Annotated in this window: 22 protein-coding genes; 18 read left to right on the top strand and 4 right to left on the bottom strand. The window is 39.5% G+C overall.

The window, feature by feature from the left end:
- The first annotated feature begins 10 nt into the window (after positions 1-10).
- Both RCH61_RS07120 and RCH61_RS07115 read left to right on the top strand, forming a co-directional pair.
- Entirely contained in the window at positions 11-418 is a 408-nt protein-coding gene (locus RCH61_RS07120) for an HIT family protein (RefSeq protein ID WP_306480292.1), read from the top strand.
- 12 nt (positions 419-430) lie between these two features.
- Positions 431-973 (top strand): RNA polymerase sigma factor, encoded by a 543-nt coding sequence (locus RCH61_RS07115; protein ID WP_306480291.1) that lies wholly within the window; start codon positions 431-433, stop codon positions 971-973.
- Positions 974-1,105: 132 nt separating this feature from the next.
- Here the strand turns inward: RCH61_RS07115 and RCH61_RS07110 are convergent, their stop codons facing one another.
- Positions 1,106-2,170 carry an undecaprenyldiphospho-muramoylpentapeptide beta-N-acetylglucosaminyltransferase gene (locus RCH61_RS07110; protein WP_306480290.1) on the bottom strand — a complete coding sequence of 355 codons (1,065 nt, stop codon included), beginning with the start codon at positions 2,168-2,170 and terminating at the stop codon, positions 1,106-1,108.
- 105 nt (positions 2,171-2,275) lie between these two features.
- Between RCH61_RS07110 and RCH61_RS07105 the strand changes: the two genes are divergently transcribed.
- Positions 2,276-3,052 (top strand): DUF4367 domain-containing protein, encoded by a 777-nt coding sequence (locus tag RCH61_RS07105; RefSeq protein ID WP_306480289.1) that lies wholly within the window; start codon positions 2,276-2,278, stop codon positions 3,050-3,052.
- Between the two features lie 78 nt (positions 3,053-3,130).
- On the top strand, positions 3,131-3,625 hold the full coding sequence (locus RCH61_RS07100) for a DUF6147 family protein (protein WP_306480288.1): 495 nt from the start codon (positions 3,131-3,133) through the stop codon (positions 3,623-3,625).
- 521 nt (positions 3,626-4,146) lie between these two features.
- Here RCH61_RS07100 and RCH61_RS07095 read toward each other — a convergent pair.
- Entirely contained in the window at positions 4,147-6,087 is a 1,941-nt protein-coding gene (locus tag RCH61_RS07095; protein WP_306480287.1) for an oxidoreductase, read from the bottom strand.
- A 53-nt stretch (positions 6,088-6,140) separates the two neighbouring features.
- Entirely contained in the window at positions 6,141-6,911 is a 771-nt protein-coding gene (locus RCH61_RS07090; RefSeq protein WP_330692941.1) for an SDR family oxidoreductase, read from the bottom strand.
- Between the two features lie 260 nt (positions 6,912-7,171).
- Between RCH61_RS07090 and RCH61_RS07085 the strand changes: the two genes are divergently transcribed.
- The 3 genes from RCH61_RS07085 to RCH61_RS07075 all read left to right on the top strand — a co-directional run bounded on the left by RCH61_RS07085 (position 7,172) and on the right by RCH61_RS07075 (position 10,113).
- The gene (locus RCH61_RS07085) at positions 7,172-8,404 is read left to right on the top strand and encodes a PucR family transcriptional regulator (protein WP_306480285.1); all 1,233 of its coding nucleotides are present in this window, start codon (positions 7,172-7,174) and stop codon (positions 8,402-8,404) included.
- Positions 8,405-8,491: 87 nt separating this feature from the next.
- Positions 8,492-9,496 (top strand): aldo/keto reductase, encoded by a 1,005-nt coding sequence (locus RCH61_RS07080; protein ID WP_306480284.1) that lies wholly within the window; start codon positions 8,492-8,494, stop codon positions 9,494-9,496.
- A gap of 29 nt (positions 9,497-9,525) precedes the next feature.
- Positions 9,526-10,113, top strand: a complete 588-nt coding sequence (locus RCH61_RS07075) for a sugar O-acetyltransferase (RefSeq protein WP_306480283.1) — start codon at positions 9,526-9,528, stop codon at positions 10,111-10,113.
- Between the two features lie 146 nt (positions 10,114-10,259).
- On the opposite strand, the gene RCH61_RS07070 is transcribed toward RCH61_RS07075, so the two are convergent.
- Complete coding sequence (locus tag RCH61_RS07070) at positions 10,260-10,970, bottom strand: GntR family transcriptional regulator (protein WP_306480282.1); 711 nt, start codon at positions 10,968-10,970, stop codon at positions 10,260-10,262.
- Positions 10,971-11,134: 164 nt separating this feature from the next.
- On the opposite strand from RCH61_RS07070, the gene RCH61_RS07065 reads away from it, so the two are divergent.
- From RCH61_RS07065 to RCH61_RS07015, 11 genes are all read left to right on the top strand, one after another.
- Positions 11,135-12,145: an SIS domain-containing protein gene (locus RCH61_RS07065; protein WP_306480281.1), complete on the top strand. Its 1,011-nt coding sequence runs from the start codon at positions 11,135-11,137 to the stop codon at positions 12,143-12,145.
- A 444-nt stretch (positions 12,146-12,589) separates the two neighbouring features.
- Entirely contained in the window at positions 12,590-13,912 is a 1,323-nt protein-coding gene (locus RCH61_RS07060; protein ID WP_306480280.1) for an anaerobic C4-dicarboxylate transporter family protein, read from the top strand.
- A gap of 141 nt (positions 13,913-14,053) precedes the next feature.
- Positions 14,054-14,875, top strand: a complete 822-nt coding sequence (locus RCH61_RS07055) for a sugar phosphate isomerase/epimerase family protein (RefSeq protein WP_306480279.1) — start codon at positions 14,054-14,056, stop codon at positions 14,873-14,875.
- 28 nt (positions 14,876-14,903) lie between these two features.
- Positions 14,904-15,713, top strand: coding sequence for a BtpA/SgcQ family protein (locus tag RCH61_RS07050; RefSeq protein WP_306480278.1), 810 nt, complete (start codon positions 14,904-14,906; stop codon positions 15,711-15,713).
- Positions 15,714-15,752: 39 nt separating this feature from the next.
- Positions 15,753-17,288: an FGGY-family carbohydrate kinase gene (locus tag RCH61_RS07045; RefSeq protein WP_306480277.1), complete on the top strand. Its 1,536-nt coding sequence runs from the start codon at positions 15,753-15,755 to the stop codon at positions 17,286-17,288.
- An 80-nt stretch (positions 17,289-17,368) separates the two neighbouring features.
- Positions 17,369-18,217 (top strand): amidohydrolase family protein, encoded by an 849-nt coding sequence (locus tag RCH61_RS07040; RefSeq protein WP_306480276.1) that lies wholly within the window; start codon positions 17,369-17,371, stop codon positions 18,215-18,217.
- 5 nt (positions 18,218-18,222) lie between these two features.
- The gene (locus RCH61_RS07035; protein ID WP_306480275.1) at positions 18,223-18,660 is read left to right on the top strand and encodes a secondary thiamine-phosphate synthase enzyme YjbQ; all 438 of its coding nucleotides are present in this window, start codon (positions 18,223-18,225) and stop codon (positions 18,658-18,660) included.
- Positions 18,661-18,667: 7 nt separating this feature from the next.
- Positions 18,668-19,456, top strand: a complete 789-nt coding sequence (locus RCH61_RS07030; RefSeq protein WP_306480274.1) for a PfkB family carbohydrate kinase — start codon at positions 18,668-18,670, stop codon at positions 19,454-19,456.
- A gap of 102 nt (positions 19,457-19,558) precedes the next feature.
- On the top strand, positions 19,559-20,446 hold the full coding sequence (locus RCH61_RS07025; protein WP_306480273.1) for a fructoselysine 6-kinase: 888 nt from the start codon (positions 19,559-19,561) through the stop codon (positions 20,444-20,446).
- Between the two features lie 95 nt (positions 20,447-20,541).
- Positions 20,542-20,952, top strand: a complete 411-nt coding sequence (locus RCH61_RS07020; RefSeq protein ID WP_306480272.1) for a cupin — start codon at positions 20,542-20,544, stop codon at positions 20,950-20,952.
- A 62-nt stretch (positions 20,953-21,014) separates the two neighbouring features.
- Positions 21,015-21,677 (top strand): HAD family hydrolase, encoded by a 663-nt coding sequence (locus RCH61_RS07015; protein WP_306480271.1) that lies wholly within the window; start codon positions 21,015-21,017, stop codon positions 21,675-21,677.
- Positions 21,678-21,701: the final 24 nt, after the last annotated feature.

Raw genomic sequence — 21,701 nt, 5'->3', positions numbered from 1 at the left:
GCGTTATTTTATGAAAGAAAAAGATTGTATTTTTTGTAAGATTGCAGCAGGAGAAATTCCGTCTGCAACGCTTTATGAAGATGACGATTTTCGGGTAATACTGGATCTTGGCCCGGCATCAAAGGGACATGCGTTGATTATTCCGAAAGAGCATTATCGGAATTTGTATGATATTGATGAGGATATAGCTGCGAAGGCGATGGTGTTGGCTAAAAAGATGGTAACGAAGCTGAAAGAAGTTCTTGGCTGTGACGGATATAATATTGTTCAGAATAATGAAGAGTGTGCAGGACAGAGCGTATTTCACTTTCATATGCATTTGATACCGCGTTATGTGGGAGATCAAGTCGGATTAGGATGGCACATGGGAGAGTTATCTGAAGAAGATAAACAAGAGATTTTAGAAAAAATGAAGTAAACCGGAGAAATTATGTTAACAGGTAATCGTGAATATAACGAGATTTATAAAAAGTATAAAAATCTCGTCCTGAAAGTTGCTTATATTTATTCAGGTGATAATTACGATGCGGCAGAAGACATAACTCAGGATACATTTCTTAAATTATACATAGGATTTGAAAAGCTGAAAGATGGAAATGTTTCGGCATGGTTATATACAACAGCAAAAAATTCTGCGCTGAATTACAGAAAAAAGTACAAAAGAGAAATGCTGTCGGAAGACGATGAACTGTATAAAAATAATGATCAGTTCGGAGATAGTTTAGAGACAGAATATTTAAAGAACGAGATAAATTTATACAAAAAAGAGTTTCACAATAAAATCATGTCAGCATTGTCGCAGAAAAATCCGAGGTGGTACGAAGCGGTTATGCTTGTTTATTATATGGAAGTGCCTCAGGTAAAGGCAGCCGAGATGATGGGCGTCCGCAAAGAAGTCCTGCATGCTTTACTGCACAGAGCAAAGAAATGGATTAGAAAAAAGTTTGGTGCAGAATATGAAGAGATGCAGTAGAGGAATAAGATGTGGTTGTTAAAAAAACAGGGTAATATGTTTAAAGAATAAGCAACAGATGTCGTATTGGCATCTGCTGCTTAAATTAAAAGTATTTCTCTTTTTGTTGTTATAAAATTTACTGAAAAAGAGTTATTTTGATGCCTGTGTAATTAAAGAAATAATCGTGTCAATCGAATCTTGCTGATTAGAGTTACGCATTGCATCAACGAAAGAACCTCGATTTTCAAATAGTTTGTATACAGCAGAAGTAAGAGTGTCTTTTGTAAGTTCTTCTTCCTCTAAAACCATGCTGAATCCTTGTCGTTCAAATGACTTGGCATTTAAGATCTGATCTCCGCGACTTGCTTTTGCAGAGAGTGGAATCAGGAGATTCGGTTTTCGGAGAGCAAGAAGTTCGCAGATTGCATTTGCTCCGGCTCGGGATATGACAATTTCTGATAAAGCAAAGATGTCTCGAAGTTCATCTTTTATATATTCAAATTGACAGTATCCTTCTGTATTTTTTAAGGATTCATCGGTTTTTCCTTTTCCGCATAAATGGATGATTTGGAAATCTTTAAGCAGACAAGGAAGACTTTCTCTGACCGCATTGTTTACTACAACTGAACCAAGACTTCCACCGATCACAAGAATGACAGGTTTATCTGCAGTGAATCTGCACAGATCCATCGCTGCAATTTTGTTTCCGGAGAGAAGTTCTTGTCGAATCGGGGATCCTGTAAGAACTGCTTTCCCTTTCGGAAGACAGTCTAATGTTTCAGGAAAATTACAGCACACTTTAGTTGCAGATGGAATTGCAATTTTATTAGCAAGACCGGGAGTCATATCTGATTCATGAATGATTACCGGGACTTTACATTTTTTTCCGGCAAGGACAACAGGAACAGAGACAAACCCGCCTTTTGAAAAAATTACATCAGGTTTTAAATCTTTGATTAATTTGCGGGCTTCTCCAAAACCTTTGATTACGCGGAATGGATCTGTAAAGTTCTGCAAACTGAAATAACGGCGAAGTTTTCCAGAAGAAATTCCATGATAAGGAATATTAAACGGCTCAATTAAATCCTTTTCAATGCCGTTATAAGAGCCGATATAGTGGATATCAAAACCAAGTTCCCGAAGTTTGGGAATCAGGGCAATATTAGGAGTGACATGTCCGGCAGTTCCGCCGCCGGTTAAAATGATTCGTTTCATATAATTAACCTCCGGTAATAATAGCACACGGCTAAAGCTAATTTCATCTTAACCTTATTTGGTGAAATGTCAAGGAAAAATATAGGACAGAAAAAGGGGTAAGGAATGAAAAAACTGAAAAAATTATCACTGAAAAAAGAAGTAGACAGAGAAGCAGAAGAACTTGAAAAAGAAGTTTTGGGACGAAAAGATCTTGAACAAATGACTGTATCTGAAGATATGGAAGAAGAATTATTTCAAAAAATACAAGATTATGAATATGAAAAACGGACGAAAGTTGTATATCGTAAGAAGAAAAAACGGTATGCAGTATTTGTTCTTGCGGCTATTTTTATTATTGTATTTGGAAGTGTGATGACAGGAGTAGGAAGTAAATCATATTGGAAAGATGTAGGAAATAGAGATGAAGATGGAGAAAAATCATCCATTGTAAATGTGGAAGATATGGAAACCAAACCAATACATAATATAGATGAAGTGCAAGTATACAAAGAAATAAACAAAGAAATTGGGATACTACCTGTAAGGTTAATATATACTCCTGAAAGAATGGTATTAAAAAGTTACAAAATTAATCATGATTTAAAGAAAGCAACCTTATTATATGGACATGATAATGAAATAATTAAGTATACAATGTATATGAATGACGCAGATTCATCCTTTGGACAAAAAGAACCCGATAATTTAATAGACGAGTATTTTTTATATTTAGATAATAGCAATATAGAAATCAAAGTCAAGGAGTATGAAATACAAAATGGAGTAGCAAAAAGATATGAAGCGGAATTCGAATATGGCGGGGCTCAATATGAGATAAAAGGAGATATAGGAAAAGAGGAATTTGAAAAAATTTTAAAAAATTTATATTTTTCTAAGTAAAACGCGTAAGTTTTTTCTAGTTTAGTTGTTTACTTAATAGAGAGTTAAAAAACAACAGTGAAAAGGGATGAGAAGACTATGAAGAGACGAATATTATCAATATTAGGAAGCGCTGTTTTATTAAGTGGTGTAATTTCCGTATCGGCAATGAATGTTAATGCGTCGGATATGGATTTGAAAAAAGTGGATGGTTCTTATCTTACGACAGAAGAAAGATCAACGGGATATACTTCCTCGCCTGATCTGAGAGGTGTACATCTGATGGATGGGGAGTCTACAATTTCCAAAGCTGGAGTTTCTCGGATTTATGCATATGGGTCAACAACAGCAAATCATGAAGTTAAATATATGGCAACAATCGTGTATGTAGATCAATATGATGAAAAAAATGATGAGTGGGGAAGAATTGATGCTTGGGTAGCAGAAGAAGAGAATACATATTATATGTCCACAGCAAAGTCATTGAAAGTAGATAGAGGATATTATTACAGAGTTCACTGTGATCATATCGCAGGAAATGAATATCCATATGAAGAAGATTTTTCATACACAGATGGAATATTAATACCATAAGGTGCATATAATAAAGTAGCCCTTTTTAAGTCTTGAGAGCAGCCGTCAAATGACGCTTCGGTAACTAATAATCAGTACATGATTTGAGACCTGTTCCGAAAAACACCACATATTATCGCGTACATATGACGGTTGCCCTCAGGATTTAAAGAGGGCTTTTATTTGTAATGGCGACGAGCTAAAGTCCGGGCTTGCCCGAGAAATTGGCAACCGCTTACAATCCCGGAATGTGCCTTTTGGCACTTCCAGTGATTTTAAGTTTATTATAGAACATCGAGAGGAAAACTTCCACTTGTAAATTTAAAATAGATTGAAAAGTATACTTAGTGTATCACTGTTGATGTGCAACAAAGTTTTGATGAAGCTGAAGGAAACTGTAGGAAGCGGAATATACAGCGAAGGCTGGATTGATTTGGATGAGCTGAAAGTATTTGCAGGGGATATTATGAGGGCGCCGTAATCATCTGTTTTGATGATTTTGTGACGCCCTCATAGTATTAAGAATGATTATTTTTTAAAAATTATAAGCTGGTTGCAGCATAGAAACCGTCTCGTACAGCTTCACCTATTTTGCCTAATTGATTGCTGTCTCCGACAACACGTGTTTTAAGGTGATATTTTGCTTTAACTGCATCTACGGTTGTGAGTACAGGTTTCATTCCGAATGCGGAAATTACAGTATCAGCGAGGATCGTATCTGTTGTTCCATCGGATTTTTCAACAGTCAGTCCGTTTTCATCAATGGAAACGACTTTGGCATTTGTCATAAGTTCAACGCCGTTTTCGGCAAGTTTAGTAAATAATGTAATTTTGTTGATAAAGAATACGTCTTTACCGCATTCAGGAAGCATTTCTACAACAGTGACTTTTTTGCCCATTTCAGAAGCAATCTCTAAAGCCCCATCCAAACCGGAAGCGCCTCCGCCGCAGACTACGATTTTCTCTCCTTTGATCAAAGATGGATTTCTGTGGGCATCTAAGATGGAAATGACATTATTTCCGTCAATACCAGGGATAGAAGGTGTAATCGGAACAGCTCCACATCCGATAATAATATTATCACAGGATTCAAGGATAGGTTCGTCTCCTGTTATTTCTGTGTTCAGATGAACTTCAACTCCCAGTTTTTCTAATTGAACCGTATACCATTTTGTCAGTTTTTTAATATTATTTTTAAATTTGGCAGTGCAGATATCGCCCATAACTCCGCCAAGTTTTGCATTTTTTTCAAATAATGTTACTTTGTGTCCTTCCATTGCGGCAACTCTTGCAGCTTCCATGCCTCCCGGACCGCCGCCGATTACAACGACATTTTTCGGAGTATCTGTTTTCTTGATTTCAAACCGAACTTCTTCCATTGCCTGAGGATTGATTGCGCAGCTCAGTTTAGTATGTTTATTCCAAATGCGTCCAATGCAGTATTCATTACAGCGAAGGCAAGGTCTTACATCTTCAGGATGTCCGGTCATTAATTTATTCGGAAGATCAGGATCTGCGATTAATGCACGACCCATGTTTACGAAGTCTACATTTCCGCTTTCGATCAATTCAACAGCAGAATCCGGATTATGTGTACCTGCGTTGATGAGAGGTACGCTGACTGTTTTTCTTGCAGCTTCACAAACATAAGACATGCAGGATTCGCCCAAATAAGATGGCGGGAAAATATAGTCCAAAGTTTCATAACATCCGGCGTCAATGTCAAATGCATCTACGCCTGCGTCTTCCAGTACCTTCAGTAGTTTCAGGCTGTCTTCTAATGTTCGGCCGCCTTCAAATCTGTGATCAAGGGAAATACGGAAGATGACCGGCAGACTGTCTCCGACGACACTTTTGATCGCTTCAACAATCTCTTTCGGGAATCTTGCACAGTTTTCAGGAGATCCGCCATACTCATCTGTTCTTTTATTCCATACCGGAGACATAAATTGATCGATCAGATAACCTGCATGTGCATGGATTTCGATAGCGTCAAAACCTGCGTCTCGTGCAACTCCGGCTGAGAATTTGAAACCTTCCATCATTTGAGCGATTTCTTCTTTTGTCAATGCGTGACAGATTACGTCAGGATTGAATACGGAAGGGAGCGCTGATGAGGAAATCGGCGGGTTTCCAAACGTATCAGGAAAGGCGTTTCGTCCTGTACCCGGACTGATTTGACACACGATCTTAGCGCCGTATCTGTGACATCCATCGCATACGGATGTCAGAGACGGAAGAACGGTATATGTATCAAGGTAGCCTTCCATTGAGCCTTGTGCGATCTGTTCGTTTAACATCTGACATCCCATATAAAGGATTCCGGCGCCGCCTTTGGCTCTTGCAATAAAATAATCAATTTCCTGTGCATCTTTGCGTCCGTTCGTAAATGCAGAGTTTGTTCCCATGGGAGAAAGACCGATTCGGTTTTTTACTTCCATGTTTCCGATTTTAAAAGGTGTGAATAAACTTTCGTATCCCATAATAGTTATTTCTCCTTGTATTTTAAAATATCATTATTAAAACAGATCTTTGTTTAGATTGCTGTGTAACCGCCGTCTACAGCGATATTTTGTCCGTTTACATAGGCAGAAGCGGCAGAGGCAAGAAACAGAGCGCATGTATCCAGTTCTCCTTCATTTCCGTAGCGTCCGACAGGGATTGCTCCTTTTGCGTATGCTGTAAACCAGTCGGATTCAAGTGTTTCCTTTGTAAGCGGAGTCATGAAATATCCTGGGCAGATTGAATTTACAGTGATGCCTTCTTTTCCCCATTCTGCTGCAAGCGCTCGTGTCATATTGACAACGCCGCCCTTTGCTGCGTGATAAGGCGCGCAGGTTGCAGCCATATTTCCGACAAGACCGTACATAGAAGCGATATTGATGATACGTCCATAGTGTGCTTTGATCATTTCTTTTGCGTACTCGCGTGCGCAGAGGAAAGAGCCGAAGAGATCGATTTTCAACTCGTTATTGAATTGGTCATCTGTAATGTCCACTGCCGGAGCAACTGCGCCGGTTCCTGCGTTATTGACTAAGATATCTACCCGTCCGAATTTTTCCATAGTAGCGGCAACTGCGGCTTTTACTTTTTCAGTGTCTGTGATGTCACACGGATAAGGAAGCACTTTTACGCCAAATTCTGCTTCGATTGCCGCGGCATTTTCTTCCAGTAAATTCTGACGTCTTGCGATCAATACAAGGTTTGCACCCTGACTTGCAAATGCTTTTGCCATCTGAACGCCTAATCCTGTAGATGCGCCTGTTACAACTGCTGTTTGTCCTGTTAAATCAAAATAGTTTTTCATTTTCATCCTCCTTCATCGTTTTAGACGATACGTTATTTAAGACTTTTTATAATATGATTGTATAATTTTTTAACAATCTTTTCATCATGACCTTGCATGAAAATGCCGCTGGTTTTTAGTGCAAATGCACAATAAACAAGAAAGAAATATATTTTTTCTCACACATTTCACATGATTATGCTGTATAATAACGTTGTTAAAATTGAAGGGAAATTCAAAACAATCATGTACATCATATTAGGACAGGAGTAAAAGACATCATGGAAAAGAAGATTGACTTTTTAACATTGTATCAAAGATTATTTCAGATTCTTTCGTGTGGAAATATGCAGGAACTGATGAACGTGTCATATGAGATCACAGGTGTTCCAATCTTAGCGGTTGATATCGGATATAATCTTTTAGGAGTTGTTTCGAAGAGAAAAACAGGAGATTATTATTGGGATTATCTTGTGGAGCATAAAACTTATGACATGGATATGACAGTGCAGTTATATACAGATGGTATTATGCAGTCTGTCAATGAAAAAGAAGCTCCTTATGTAGTCAACTGGGGTGCTGCAACTGAAGAATTTCCTAAAATTCTCGGTGTCATAAAAATTGATAATATCGTGGAAGGTTATGTTGTCATGCAGTGCAAAAAAGGAGAGATCACGGAGGATCGGATGCAGGCGATGCGTATTATCCAAGAAGCATGCGGCCTTCTGTTAAAGGGAAAATCGTCAGAAAGCAGTATGGAATCCGTTTATCTGAAAACATTTGTCAATGAATTGTTTCATAATCGGATCGTGTCGCAGAAACAACTGGATCTTTGGAAAAGGAACAGCCGTTTTTTTCCGAAACCGCCGTACAGGATCATCACTGTAAATACAAATTTCTCTTCTGAAAAAAATGTCTTGTCTTACATTAGTAAATCTTTTCAGAGGCTGTTTTCAGATCAATTACTTTTGATACAAGACGGCGTATTATATATTTTACAGTATAGTTTATTGCCGGAAACGGCGCAGATCGCTTCAAATGAATTATATATTTTTCTGTGCAAATTTAATGCCCACTGCGGTGTCAGTAATCCATTTGACAATTTGCTGGATATAGGTGATTATAAAACGCAGGCTATCGATGCTATGCGGATCGGGAAAATGCTGGACGGGCACAGCAGGATTCATTTTTATAAGGATTATTATCTTTCGGCGATCCTGATGCCGCGAATAAATGAGATGTCGCAGAACAATTATATATCGCCGATAATTACACAGCTTCAGAAGTATGATAAAAAGCATTCGACAGATTTTCTTGATACATTGAAAGTATATATTCGTAATCTGTGTAATACATCGGACAGCGCAGCAGAGCTTCATTTACATCGGAATTCTTTCTTGTATCGAATCAATAAGATTGAGGAAATCACCGGAGTTACTTTGCGGGAATATCATACATTTATGCATCTGGCAATCAATTTCTATATGGAAGAGATAAATAATAAATCTAGCTGAAAGAGAAGAAATCAGCGCTGTTAAAATAAGATGACAGGTGATACTATAAAAACAGCAGAGAATTGTTTTGAGGAGGGACAGCAGAAAATGGAATATACGAAATTAGGCAATACGGAAATAGAAGTATCGAAGGTCTGCGTTGGTTGTATGAGTTTCGGACAGGCCGGAACGATGCATGACTGGACGCTGGATGAATCTGAAAGTGAGAAGATGATAAAACATGCGTTAGAGCTTGGAATTAATTTTTTTGATACGGCAAACAGTTATTCTGCCGGAACAAGTGAAGAATATTTGGGAAGAGCGCTTAAAAAGAATATTGCCAGAGATAAGGTGGTAATTGCGTCAAAAGTTTATTTTAATGAGGGACGTTTAACAAAAGAAGCGATCGAAAGGGAGATTGAAGGCACGTTAAAAAGGCTCGGAACAGACTATCTCGACCTTTATATGATCCATAGATTTGATTTTGATACGCCAATCGAAGAAACGATGGAGGCGCTGCATAAACTTGTAAAAGCCGGAAAAGTCAGGGCAATCGGAGCGTCGGCAATGTATGGTTATCAGTTCTATAATATGCAGCTTGCAGCACAGAAAAATGGATGGACAATGTTTAGTGCAATGGAAAATCATTATAATTTGCTTTATCGAGAGGACGAGCGGGAATTGATACCGATCTGCAGGCAAATGGGTGTGTCGCTTATTCCGTATAGTCCTCTGGCAGCAGGACGTTTGGCGCGGTCGGAATGGAAGTCGGATTCTTTGCGTAGCCAGACAGATCGTGTTGCAATGGGGAAATATGACAAGATGGAACAGCAGGATAGGAAGATTGTTGAACGTGTGCATGAGTTGTCAGAAAGATATCAATGTAAGATGTCTCAGATTGCGCTTGCATGGCAGTGGGCGAGAGGTGCTGCATCTCCGATTATCGGCGCGACAAAGACGGTGTATTTGGATGATGCTGTCGGCGCATTAAATGTAAAATTAACAGAAAATGATCTTGTATATCTGGAAGAATTGTACGTTCCGCACCCGATTGTTGGAGCAATCAGCCACAATCCGGAGCAGGGAGTTATTTTAATTGATGAGAAAAAGTGAAAAAGATGCGGTCTAAGGAGGACGGTACAATGACAGAAAAAGAAAAAATGAAATCTCAAAAGCTGTATGATGCAAATTATGATCATGAATTGGAGAAAGAGCGGCTGGAATGCAAGGCGCTGTGTCAGGAGTATAATCATCTGCCGATTAAGGATCTGGAAAAAAGAAGGCAGTTGATAAAGCGGATTTTAGGAAAAACAGGAGAGCATATTCATATAGAGCCTGATTTTTGGTGTGATTATGGATATCTTATATCAGCCGGAGAGAACTTTTATGCCAATCATGGGCTGGTCGTACTTGATGCCGGAGGTGTTTCTTTTGGAGATAATGTGTTTATTGCTCCAAACTGTGGTTTTCATACTTCAGGACATCCTGTCGATTTTGAGAGAAGAAATCAGGGATTGGAGTATGCGTATCCAATCAAAGTCGGAGATAACGTATGGATTGGCGCGGGTGTACAGGTGATGCCGGGCGTAACAATCGGAAGCAACGTGGTGATCGGAGGAGGAAGCGTAGTTGTAAAAGATATTCCTTCGGACAGCGTGGCGGTAGGAAATCCATGCAAAGTAATACGGGCAATCACGGAAGAGGATAAAAAAAGAAGCTGGGATAGATAAGTGAAGCGCGCAAATAAAGGCGGACAAACTTGAAAATGCTCCTCATGAAACAGTTTTGTATGATGTGAACTGTTTCATGAGGAGCATTATTTAATAGAAAAAGGTGAAGCTATGTCCGGTAAGTTACATACAAACCTGTTGTAAAGTCAGACGATGAAGGTAAATTTATCACCGATACATAATTGCTGGCACAGATTTGTAATTGTATTATCTACGTCGTGCATTACGCTTTTAATTCGAAGAAGCGGATAGCCTTTACTGATACTGAGTGTTTTTGCTTCCTGCGGGGAAGCGAAAACGATATCTAATGTTTTCTGTGAATGATCCAAAATAATATTATGTTTTTTCAGTACGTCGAATAAAGACGTATCGTTTAGATTTTCTCCAAATAAGAAGGAAAAAGATTCCGGAAACTTGTTTAGTTCAATAATAACAGGTTCGTCGTCCATATAGCGAATACGTTCTAAAACAAGGATTTTTTCACCTGGTTTTAAAGACATCTCTTTTATTTCCCGTTCAGAAGGTTCTTCCAGTGCTATTTTAATAGTTTTGGCTCCGGCGGTTGCATTCCTCATACGGCACATGTCAGTAAAGCTAATGACATCCGTAATACTGCGGTGTAATTTCTTTTCAGCAACGAACGTTCCCTTTCCTGATTTGCGGTCAAGATATCCTAATTCAGATAATCCGGCAAGCGCTTTCCGAACTGTAACTCTGCTTACATGATAAGTTTCGCTTAGTTCATTTTCTGTAGGGAGGCGACTGCCGGCAGGGCGTTCACCTGTTTCGATTTCATGTTGAAGTTTTTCTTCTAATTGTTTGTACAGTGGCGTTGCAATCGTATTATTCAATTCCATAGAACAACCTCCCTAATAAAGTATTACTGTTCACATTATAATACATTTGCATAAAAATGTATATAATAAAGAGAAAACAAATTATATATTGACAAAAAGTATTATATTGTATTACACTTCGGATAGAAACAAAGAAATACACAAATAGAAGGAGATGTAATACAATGTCATATGTAAGTACAGATATCAAAAAAATTATTACAGAAATTATTGAAAACAAAAACGAAAAAGGCGGAGTAAAAAATATTTATTTTGTAGGATGCGGCGGTTCTTTGGGTGCTCTCTATCCGGCAAAAACATTTATGGAAAGAGAAGCGCAGGTTCTTAGATCGGCATGGATCAACAGTAATGAGTTTGTTCACAGTACACCGAAGGATTTTGGTGAAAATTCGATTATCTGTCTGGCATGTCACAAAGGTAATACACCGGAAACAATTCAGGCGGCAAAACTCGGAAAAGAAAAAGGAGCTGCAGTTATTATTCTGACATGGCTTGAAGAGTCTGAAATTATTGAATTCGGCGACTATATTATCCGTTATACATTTGATGCAAGTCCGGATCATCTTGCCGGAGATATTGACTATGCAGGAGAGAAAACACAGTGTGCGCTGCTTGTAGCTGTTGAACTTTTGGCGCAGACAGAAGGTTATGAGAATTATGACAAGTTTTATGAAGGACTTGGCATGATCAGTAATATTATTAAAAATGCCCGTAAACATGTGGCAGAGAGAGCGGAAGCTTTTGCAGAAGAATATAAGAATGATTCCGTGATCTATACAATGGGAAGCGGCGCTTCTTACGGAGCTGCCTATATGGAAAGCATCTGTATTTTCATGGAGATGCAGTGGCTTGATTCAAGCAGCATCCATACAGGGGAATATTTCCACGGTCCTTTTGAAATCACAGACGCAAACCGTCCGTTTATGATCCAGATTTCAGAAGGAACAACGAGGGAATTAGACGAAAGAGCTCTTACATTCCTTAAAAAATATGCGAAACGTATCGAAGTTCTTGATGCAAAAGAACTGGGGCTTTCAACGATCGATGCATCGGTTGTTGATTACTTCAATCATGCTTTGTTTAATAATGTATACCCGATCTACAACCATGCTCTTGCAACGAAACGTGAGCACCCGCTTGCGACGCGCCGTTATATGTGGAAAGTAGAGTATTAAAAACAGGATATAAAAACAAACTATTTATGACCGATTAAGCGATAAAACTTATTTTATAAAAGGAGTCTGCCAATGTGCAGACTTTTTTTTGTAACTGGGAAGAGTAAAAGTCAGGACTTGCCGGGGTCTTAGTGATCTCTTTGAATCTCGGTGTAATGCACTGGAAAATAAAGGTAATACAATTAAGTAATACAAAACAATAGAATTATGACATAGTGCACAAAAAAATAAGTTATATTAGTGTAAAATACACAAAAATGCAAAAACAAATTGACAAAACAACAAAACAAATATACTATTGTATCAGATACAAAACAATACAGAGCAATACAAATAAATACATTCCGCTGGATTGGTTTGTAGAGTTAAAGAATATGCGCATAGTTTTTTTAAGTAAGAACACTCAAGGAAGAGATACGAAAGAGAGATTTAGGAGGTTAGATTATGTTTTGGATAGAATTGATTATCGTTCTTGCAATCATTTTTATCGGAGTTCGTGTGGGAGGTACGTTCCTTGCGATGGCAGGGGGAGTCGGAATGTTTATTATGACATTCATTCTTCATGTTACTCCTTCTGATCCGCCTGTCACAGTAATTTTGATCATGATAGCAGTTATTTGTGCGGCGGCAACAATGCAGGCTTGCGGAGGTTTGGATTACCTCGTCCGTATAGCGGAGAAAATTCTTAGGAAGAATCCGAAGATGATTACAATACTTGCTCCTGTTGTAGCATATATCTTTACATTTATGTGTGGTACAGGTCATATTGTTTACAGTCTTCTTCCGGTTATTAATGAAATTTCTATTGAGACAGGCGTTCGCCCGGAAAGACCGATTTCCGCATCGATCGTTTCTTCACAGCAGGCGATCACAGCGTGTCCGATTTCCGCAGCGACAGTTGGTATCCTCGCTTTCATGGCAGAGGCAACGAATTATACAACAGTGAATATCTTCACATTACTTCTTGTTTGTATTCCGGCAACTTTAATCGGAACGGTTGTTGCGGCAATCGCAGTGCTCAAGAAAGGAAAAGAACTTGCAGACGATCCAGAATTTCAGGCTCGTGTAGCAGCAGGACAGATCGAAGATTTTTCTAAGAAAGAAAAAGAAGAGAAAAAAGTCAGCAAAGAAGCAAAAATTTCCGTTACGATCTTCCTTATTGCAATGGCAGGAATCGTTCTTCTCGGAGCGGTAAGCGGTTTAGTTCCGACCCTGGCAGACGGAAGCAAACTTCCGCTTACGACAGTAATCGAAATCTTCATGTTGGTAGCTGCTGCAGCTATGATCCTTCTTACAAAGCTTGACAGCAACAAAGTGCTTGATCAGCCGGTATTTAAAACAGGTATGTTTGCAGTTGTTCTGGCATTTGGATTATGCTGGCTTGTAAATACATTTATCGGCGACCAGTCTTCCTTTATTACAGATAATATGTCAGCGCTGACAAATGAGCATCCATGGATTTACATTGTAGCGGTATTCATAGTGGGTGCGATCACAACGAGTCAGTCATCGACAACAATGATCATGGTTCCGATCGGAATTGCTTTAGGACTTCCGGCAAACGTAATTGTAGCAGGCTGGATCGCATGTTCATCTAACTATTTCATTCCGGCTTCAGGACAGTGTGTTGCAGCCATTGCGTTTGACTCAGCAGGAACAACGAAGATCGGTAAATTTGTATTGAACCACAGCTATATGATACCGGGTCTTGTATGTACAGTTGTATCAGTAATAGTCGCACTCCTTATAGGAGCAGTTGTATTCTAAGAAGGCAGAAGACAAAGCGCTGCGGCAATGGCAAAACAAAAAGAAAGCTGAAAAGCGAAAGCGAGACTGCAGCCTTGAATCCGAAAGGAGCGGGCGGCAGTCTTTTTAAATTTTAAGTATTGAAAGGGGCGGGATACTGCAATGAAATTTGCACCTATGAATTATCATTATTTAAGATATCCAATCAAAAAATTTTTAGATAAAGTGGAACGGTCTCCATTTGACAGTATTGATCTGTACTGTTCGGCTCCGCAGCTTAATTTGTTCGATTATCCTCTTTCCAGATTGATTGAGCTGAAACGGGAAATTGATGCGCATCATCTGAGTGTGATGGCGATGACCCCTGAAAACTGTGTGTATCCTGTTAATTTCTGTACGCAGGATGATCTTACGAGAGAGTCCAGTATCCGGTATTATCAGCGGGCGATCGATACGGCGCAGTTTCTTGATTGCCCATGCGTACAGATCAGTACCGGATTCGGATACTTTGATCAGCCGAGGGAAGAAAGCTGGAAGTATTGCAGAGAATCGCTGCGGACACTTGCGGAATACTGCGAAAAAAAAGGTGTTAAGCTGTTTTTGGAAGAATTGAAAGTGACAACGACAAATGTGCTTATCACCAGTAAGGATATTGCAAAGATGCTTGAAGAGATTGATTCTCCGGCAGTCGTCGGAATGGTCGATATGGATCAGATGACATACGCCGGGGAAACGATTGAGGATTATTTTGATAATTTGGGCGATAAGCTTCAGCATATTCATTTTAACGATCGGGGACATACCGTTCCGGGTGATGGGGATTTTCCGATGAAAGAATATTATGATTTGATCAAAAACAGAGGTTATGACGGAACGGTTTCTTTTGAAATATGTGACAGAAGATATTATTGCGATCCGGATAAGGCGATTGATGATATTGTTTCATGGCTGAGGGCGAATACAAATGAGCTTGGATCATTATAAACACTTTATTATATGAAGGAGAAAGATTATGTGGACACAGGATATGTTTGGAGTAGAGAAACCAATTATCGCGTTACTGCATCTGGATGCGCTTCCGGGAGATCCGGGATTTTGCGGAGATGTAGAAGAGGTTGTAAAACATGCGCATGAAGACCTTTTGGCGCTGCAGGATGGCGGAGTTGACGGAATCCTTTTTGCGAATGAATTTAGTCTTCCGTATCAGCCGGCAGCGGATATCGCAGTTATTTCTTCTATGGCATACATCATCGGAAAACTGAAAGATGAGATCAGCGTACCGTTTGGTGTCAATGTAGTAAAGAATCCGATTGCAACGATCGATCTCGGAGCGGCGACAGGAGCAAAATTCGGCAGAAGCTGTTTTTCAGGAGCGTATATGGGAGAATATGGGGTGTATATCTCTAACAGCGGAGAAGCGATCCGTCACAGAAAAGCTCTCGGAATCGAAGAGATGAAGCTTCTTTTTAAAGTAAATCCAGAAGCGGATGCATATCTCGTTCATAGAGATATTCAGGTTGTTGCAAAATCTATTATGTTTGGTGATTTTGCGGATGGATTATGTGTGTCGGGAGCGGCAGCAGGAGCAGAACCAGACGATGTGATCCTTGCGAAAGTACACGAAGTGGCGACGCCAAGAAAAGTCCCGGTATTTTGCAATACAGGATGTAATCATGGGAATGTCAGAGAGAAACTGGCAAACTGCGACGGCGTCTGCATGGGAACGGCGTTTAAAAAGGACGGCGTATTTAACGGAAGAGTAGATAAAGAACGTGTAAGAGAATTTATGGGGATTGTGGCTGATATAAGAAAAGGTTTGTAGGAAAACATTTTGTAAAGAAGAATCTTTGAGGAGAAAATAGTGAAAGAATATTATCTGGGAATAGATATCGGTACATATGAGTCGCGAGGAATGCTGATCGATGAAAAGATGATTCCTGTTGCAGATTGTTCGGTAACTCATGGGATGGATCATCCGCAGGAAGGATGGTTTGAACATGACGCGGAGAAAGTCTGGTGGGGAGACTTCTGTAAATTATGCAGGCTTCTTCTTGAAAAGAGCAGGATTTGTCCTGATGAAATCAGATGTGTCGGAACGAGCGCTCTTGGTACAGACTGCCTGCCCGTTGATCGAGAATGTAATCCGCTTCGTCCTGCAATATTGTATGGAATTGACTCGCGGGCGGAAGAAGAGATCAAATGGCTGACGCAATATTATGGAGATGACGTCAAAAAAATGTTCGGGCATCCGATCTGTACCGGAGATACGGCAACGAAAATTTTGTGGATCAAACATCATGAGCCGGAAATATATGAAAAGACATATAAGTTTTTGACAGGAAGTTCATATCTTACTGCAAAATTAACCGGCAGGTATGTCATCGATCAGTTTTTGGCAAAAGGATCGTTTCGTCCGCTTTATAATCGGGATGGCACGATAAATAAAGAGAACTGCGGTTTATATTGCCGCCCGGATCAGATCGCGGAGTGTGCCTATTCTTTTGAAATTGCAGGAACAGTGACAGAGGATGCAGCCAAAGAAAGCGGATTGAAAGCAGGGACTCCGGTAATTGTGGGAACAGGAGATTCTACCGCAGAAGCAATCAGTGCAGGACTGGTAGAATCGGGAACGGTATTTTTTCAGTACGGTTCATCGATGTTTTACTATTATTGTGTCGATCATTATGTTGATGATTATGTTTCGGCAAATGGAAACGGTTCATTAAAAGGCGGCAAAGAATTTACGATACCAGGAACATTTTGTATCGGAGACGGAACAAATGCGGCAGGAACGCTGACGAGATGGGTGCGGGATACGTTTTATCAGGAAGAATTGAATCAGGAACGTGCCGGCGGTGAAAACGCGTATGCAGTAATGGCGAGGGAGGCGGCAGAGATAGAGACCGGATCGGAAGGACTGATCATGCTTCCTTATATCTATGGAGAACGAAGTCCGATACAAGATCCGAAGGCATCGGGAATGCTGTTTGGTTTAAAAGGAACACATACAAGAAAGCAGATTAACAGAGCGGCGCTTGAAGCGGTCGGATATTCGACTCTTCAGCATATGATCTTGTTTGATGAAATGAATCTTCCGCCGCAATCTGTTATTACGGCAGGCGGAGGAACGAAAAATGCAGCGTGGATGCAGATCATATGCGATATGATCGGAAAACAGATATGCATTCCGGAAAGATATCAGTGTTCATCCTATGGAGATGCCGTAATGGCGGCGCTTGGAGATCGAAGGTTTCGTGATTTTAAGGAACTTAGCGATTCTCTTCCAAAAGGAAAAATACTTGTTCCGAATGAAAAGAACCATATATATTACAAAGAACACTACAAGATATTCAGAGATTTATATTTGAATAATAAAAATATGATGCATAAAATTTAGTCATAATAAAAGGATCGGAATAAAGCAAGTGAAATCAAGGCATTAAGGCAAAGTAAACAAAAGAAAAGGAAGTGATAAAGATGGTAATAGATACACATATCCGCCCTGCACTTTTCGCACCGATCTGCGAAAATAAAGAGCGTTTTGAAAAACGATGCGATCAGATGAATTATCATTTGATGAATCCGTCGGGCATTGATCTTTTGAAAAAGCAATATGCATTAGCAGGAATAGAAAAAGTATTTCTTCTTCCGTCAGACTGCTCGTTTGAAACAGGAGAGCCGGATATATCAAATGAAGAGATTGAGAAGATCGTACAATGCGATCCGACGTTTTTTGTTGGATTTGCATCTGTTGATCCAAGAAAAGAAACGGCAGCGGAAGAACTGGAAACGGCATTTAAAATTCAAAATCTGGCAGGGCTTTATATCAATACGGCGAGATTACATATGTACCCTTGTGACGAAAGACTATTTGTGCTGTATGATATATGTAAAAAATACAAAAAGCCGATTATTTTTCAGGCAGGATTAAGCATGGAAAATAATACTTTGGCAAAATATTGCCGTCCAATCGAATTTGAGGAAGTTTTAAGTAAATATCCCGAAGTGAAGATGTGTCTTTCTCATGTTGGATGGCCGTGGGTACAGGAAACTGCATCATTGCTTTTAAAATATAAAAATTGCTATACAAATACAGCACTCATGAATTTTGACGGACCGTATGAGATTTATAAGAAAGTATTTACCGAGGATATGGGAGCGCTTTGGGTTGAACATAATATAGCGGATAAGGTCATGTTCGGCTCGGGTTCGCCAAGAATCCGTCCGGTCAGAAGTAAAAGGGGATTGGACAGTCTCGGCTTTTCAGAAGAGACACTTGAAAAAATATATGCCGAAAATGCAGAGCGGTTTCTTGGAAAGGGGTGAGACGGATGGAATTTATATTGAAGGAAGTTTCGATATGCGCAGATAAAGAGTTTGAGATGATCAGGATCACAGATGATGTACGCAAGATTGTAGAAGAAAGCGGAGTCGAAAAAGGGATCGTCTATGTAATCACAGAACATACAACGACGGGGATCACGGTAAACGAAAGCCTTCCGTGTGTGGAGAAAGATCTTATGGAATGTCTTGATCGGCTTGCGCCAGAAGATTATCCGTATAATCATAATCATTATCTTCCGACTTACGGAACGATCGGAGGAAACGCTCCCGGGCATTTGAAATCGCTTTTGACAGGAAATCACTGTGTATTTCCCGTTTTGAATGGAACGTTAAAACTCGGACATGCAGTTGATATTTATTTCTGTGAGTATGACGGGATAAAAAGCAGGCGCTATATGGTTTATGTCGTTGGGGAAAGGAGTTGAAAGTGTTATGAAACGGACACTTGCGATGGCGGATAACTGCATTGATGTTTACTATAAGTTAGACCGCTATTATCTGACGGGAAACAGTATTGATTTTGCATTGAATTATAAAGATCTGGGCGGTGATGTTACGGAAATGACGATTCTTGGAAATGATGTATTCGCTGATGCGTTGGAAGAGCGGTTAAAAGAAAGGGAAATCCCGCTGCGGATACTGAAACGTTCTGACCGTCCTACAGGAACTGCAAAAATGGATCTTGTTGACGGAGATAAGAAGCATCTGCATTTTGAAGGAAATGCGATGGAAGAGATAGAACTTCAAGATGATGATTTGGAATTTGTGAAACAGTTTGATATTGTTTATGCGGAGCGTTGGGCAAAGATTGGCCAATATATAAAAGAAATTAAGCAAAAAGATCAGATTTGGGTGTATGATTTCTCAAAACGTCTGGAGCAGGAAAGTAATGATGAGATCATACCGTATCTTGATTATGCGTTCTTCTCTTATGATCGGGATGATGAATATATAAGAGATTTTATGTTGAAAACGAGTAAAAAAGGGGCAAAAACAGTTGTTGCAATGCTCGGAGAACACGGAAGCCTTGCTTATGAGAATGGGGAATTTTATAAGTTGGAAGCGGAAAAAGTTGAAGTGGTAAATACAGTAGGAGCAGGGGATTCCTATATTGCAGCTTTTACATACGGAGTAAGTCTGGGAGAGGATATCATGCAGTGTATGCGGCGCGGAAGACAGCGCGCAGCAGAGATCATACAGCAGTTTAATCCTTATAAATAAAAATGCTGAAAAATGATATTACATAGAAGATTGCGGCTGAACAGCAAAATGGAAAAAGAATATCGAACAAAAAATACTAAGAAAAAGAAAGGAACAGAGGAAATGGAGCGTTGTAAAATTATTGCAATCGGAGATAACGTATGTGACAAATATTTATCAAGAGGAAAGATGTATCCCGGCGGACAGTGTGTCAATACATGTGCCTATATTAAAATGAATGATATGGAGTCGGCGTATCTTGGAAAATACGGAGATGATGAAGTTGCTGCATGTGTTCAGGACACGTTAAAGGAAATAGGGATTGACGATAGCCATTGCCGTCATTATAGCGGGGAAAATGGATTTGCTCTTGTAACTTTGGAAGGAACTGACCGTGTATTTTTAGGTTCAAATAAAGGTGGTATCGCAAAAGAGCATGATTTCGGATTTACAAAAGAAGATTTAGATTATATTAAAGGATTCCATCTTATTTATACAAATCTGAATTCTTACATCGAGAAGGAACTTCCTGTTTTACAGCAGACAGGCGTTCCGGTTGCGTATGATTTTTCTACTCGTTGGACAGACGAATATCTGAAAGAAATCTGTCCTTATGTGACGGTTGCGATCATGTCTTGTGCGCACCTTACAGATGAAGAGCGGGAAAGAGAAATGAGAAAAGCACAGTCTTATGGAGTGAAAATTGTTTTAGGAACAATCGGTGAGGATGGATCTTATGTACTTTATAATGACAAGATTTTATACGTTCCTGCCGTACATGCTGACGATGTGATTGATACAATGGGAGCAGGAGATTCTTATTTCTCGGCATTCTTATGTTCACTTCTTGAGAAGTCAAAGACAGGAAAGATCATTGAAGGAACAGAAGAAGAAATGGAAGAAAGACTTCAGACGGCGATGGGAAAAGGAGCTGCTTTTGCAGCAAAAGTATGTGCTTTGGAAGGCGCGTTTGGATATGGTGTTCCGATTTTAGGAAAGACAACCGTATAGAAAACAGAATATAAGCTCAGAAAAAAGTTGAAGTCACAAAAATATTATAAAAAAGTAAATTAAGGAATTAAAAAATGCAGATAGGAGAATGAAAAATGAAACCAAATGTATACGAAAACAAAGAAGAAGGAATCAAATGTGTATATACGAATGAGAAATGGCTTGTAAGCATTAAAAATTGGAAACCGGATAATGATATCGAAGGACTGAAACATTTAGAGATCCATCATACGACAGATGAGCAGTTTATACTTGTGAATGGAAAAGCAATACTGATCACAGCAGAAAGAAAAGATGGAAAATTCGAGACAGAATTAACACTTATGGAAAAGGGAAAAGTCTATAATGTTCCGCAGGAGTGCTGGTTCTATTCGATCACACAGAAAGATACGAAGATGGTTTATGTTCAAGATTCGGGATGCTCTATGGAGAACAGTGATTTCTGTGATCTTTCGGAAGAGGAAATCAAAAGGATTCAGGAAGAAGCGCGTAATTTGTTCGCCTGACATTTCACAGGCAAAGCATAGAAAAATGTAATTGGAAAGTGGAAAAGGAGCGGTTATAGGTTATGAAGAAAAGGTATGTTCTCTTTGATTTTGATGGTGTGATTGCAGACACAGAAGAAAGTAACAGTCGTTATCTTGGGCTTGCTCTGAAGGAGTTTGGAATCGAACTGACAGAGGAAGATAAGCAGAAATTAATAGGTACTCATGATCAAGGGTTTATGATAGAACTGTTGTCGCGAGCTTCCCAAAAAGTAACAGTAGAGCAGCTTGCAAGGAGACGAAAAGAAATCGGAAACACATATGAAAATGGAAAAATCGCTCCTATTCCAGGAATTGTTCAGTTGGTACAAAGACTTCGAAAGAACGGAATCAAAACAGCGCTGGTATCTTCTACGACGACGCACCTGATTATTATGGGTCTGAATCGAATGAAGATGATGGACTTGTTTGATGTGATTGTCTGCGGCGATATGTGTGCCGAAAGGAAGCCTGATCCGGAGTGTTATTTAAAGGCAATGAAATTATTAGGCGCTATGCCGCAGGAGTGTCTTGTGTTTGAAGATTCTACTGTCGGGATTCATGCCGCGAAACAGGCGGGAATTGAAGTTGTGGCTTTTACCGGTTCGGGTAATGGGCAGGACGTAAGTGAAGCAGATTATGTTGTTGCATCATATGAAGAGAGCGAAATCATGTTCTTAGAGTATAATTATCATTGGCAAAAATAAAGGGAAGAGATCGAAACCTCTTCC

Source organism: Mediterraneibacter sp. (genome assembly GCF_030825015.1).
GTDB lineage: Bacteria > Bacillota > Clostridia > Lachnospirales > Lachnospiraceae > Mediterraneibacter.
This window is presented reverse-complemented; position numbering and strand designations above follow the sequence as displayed.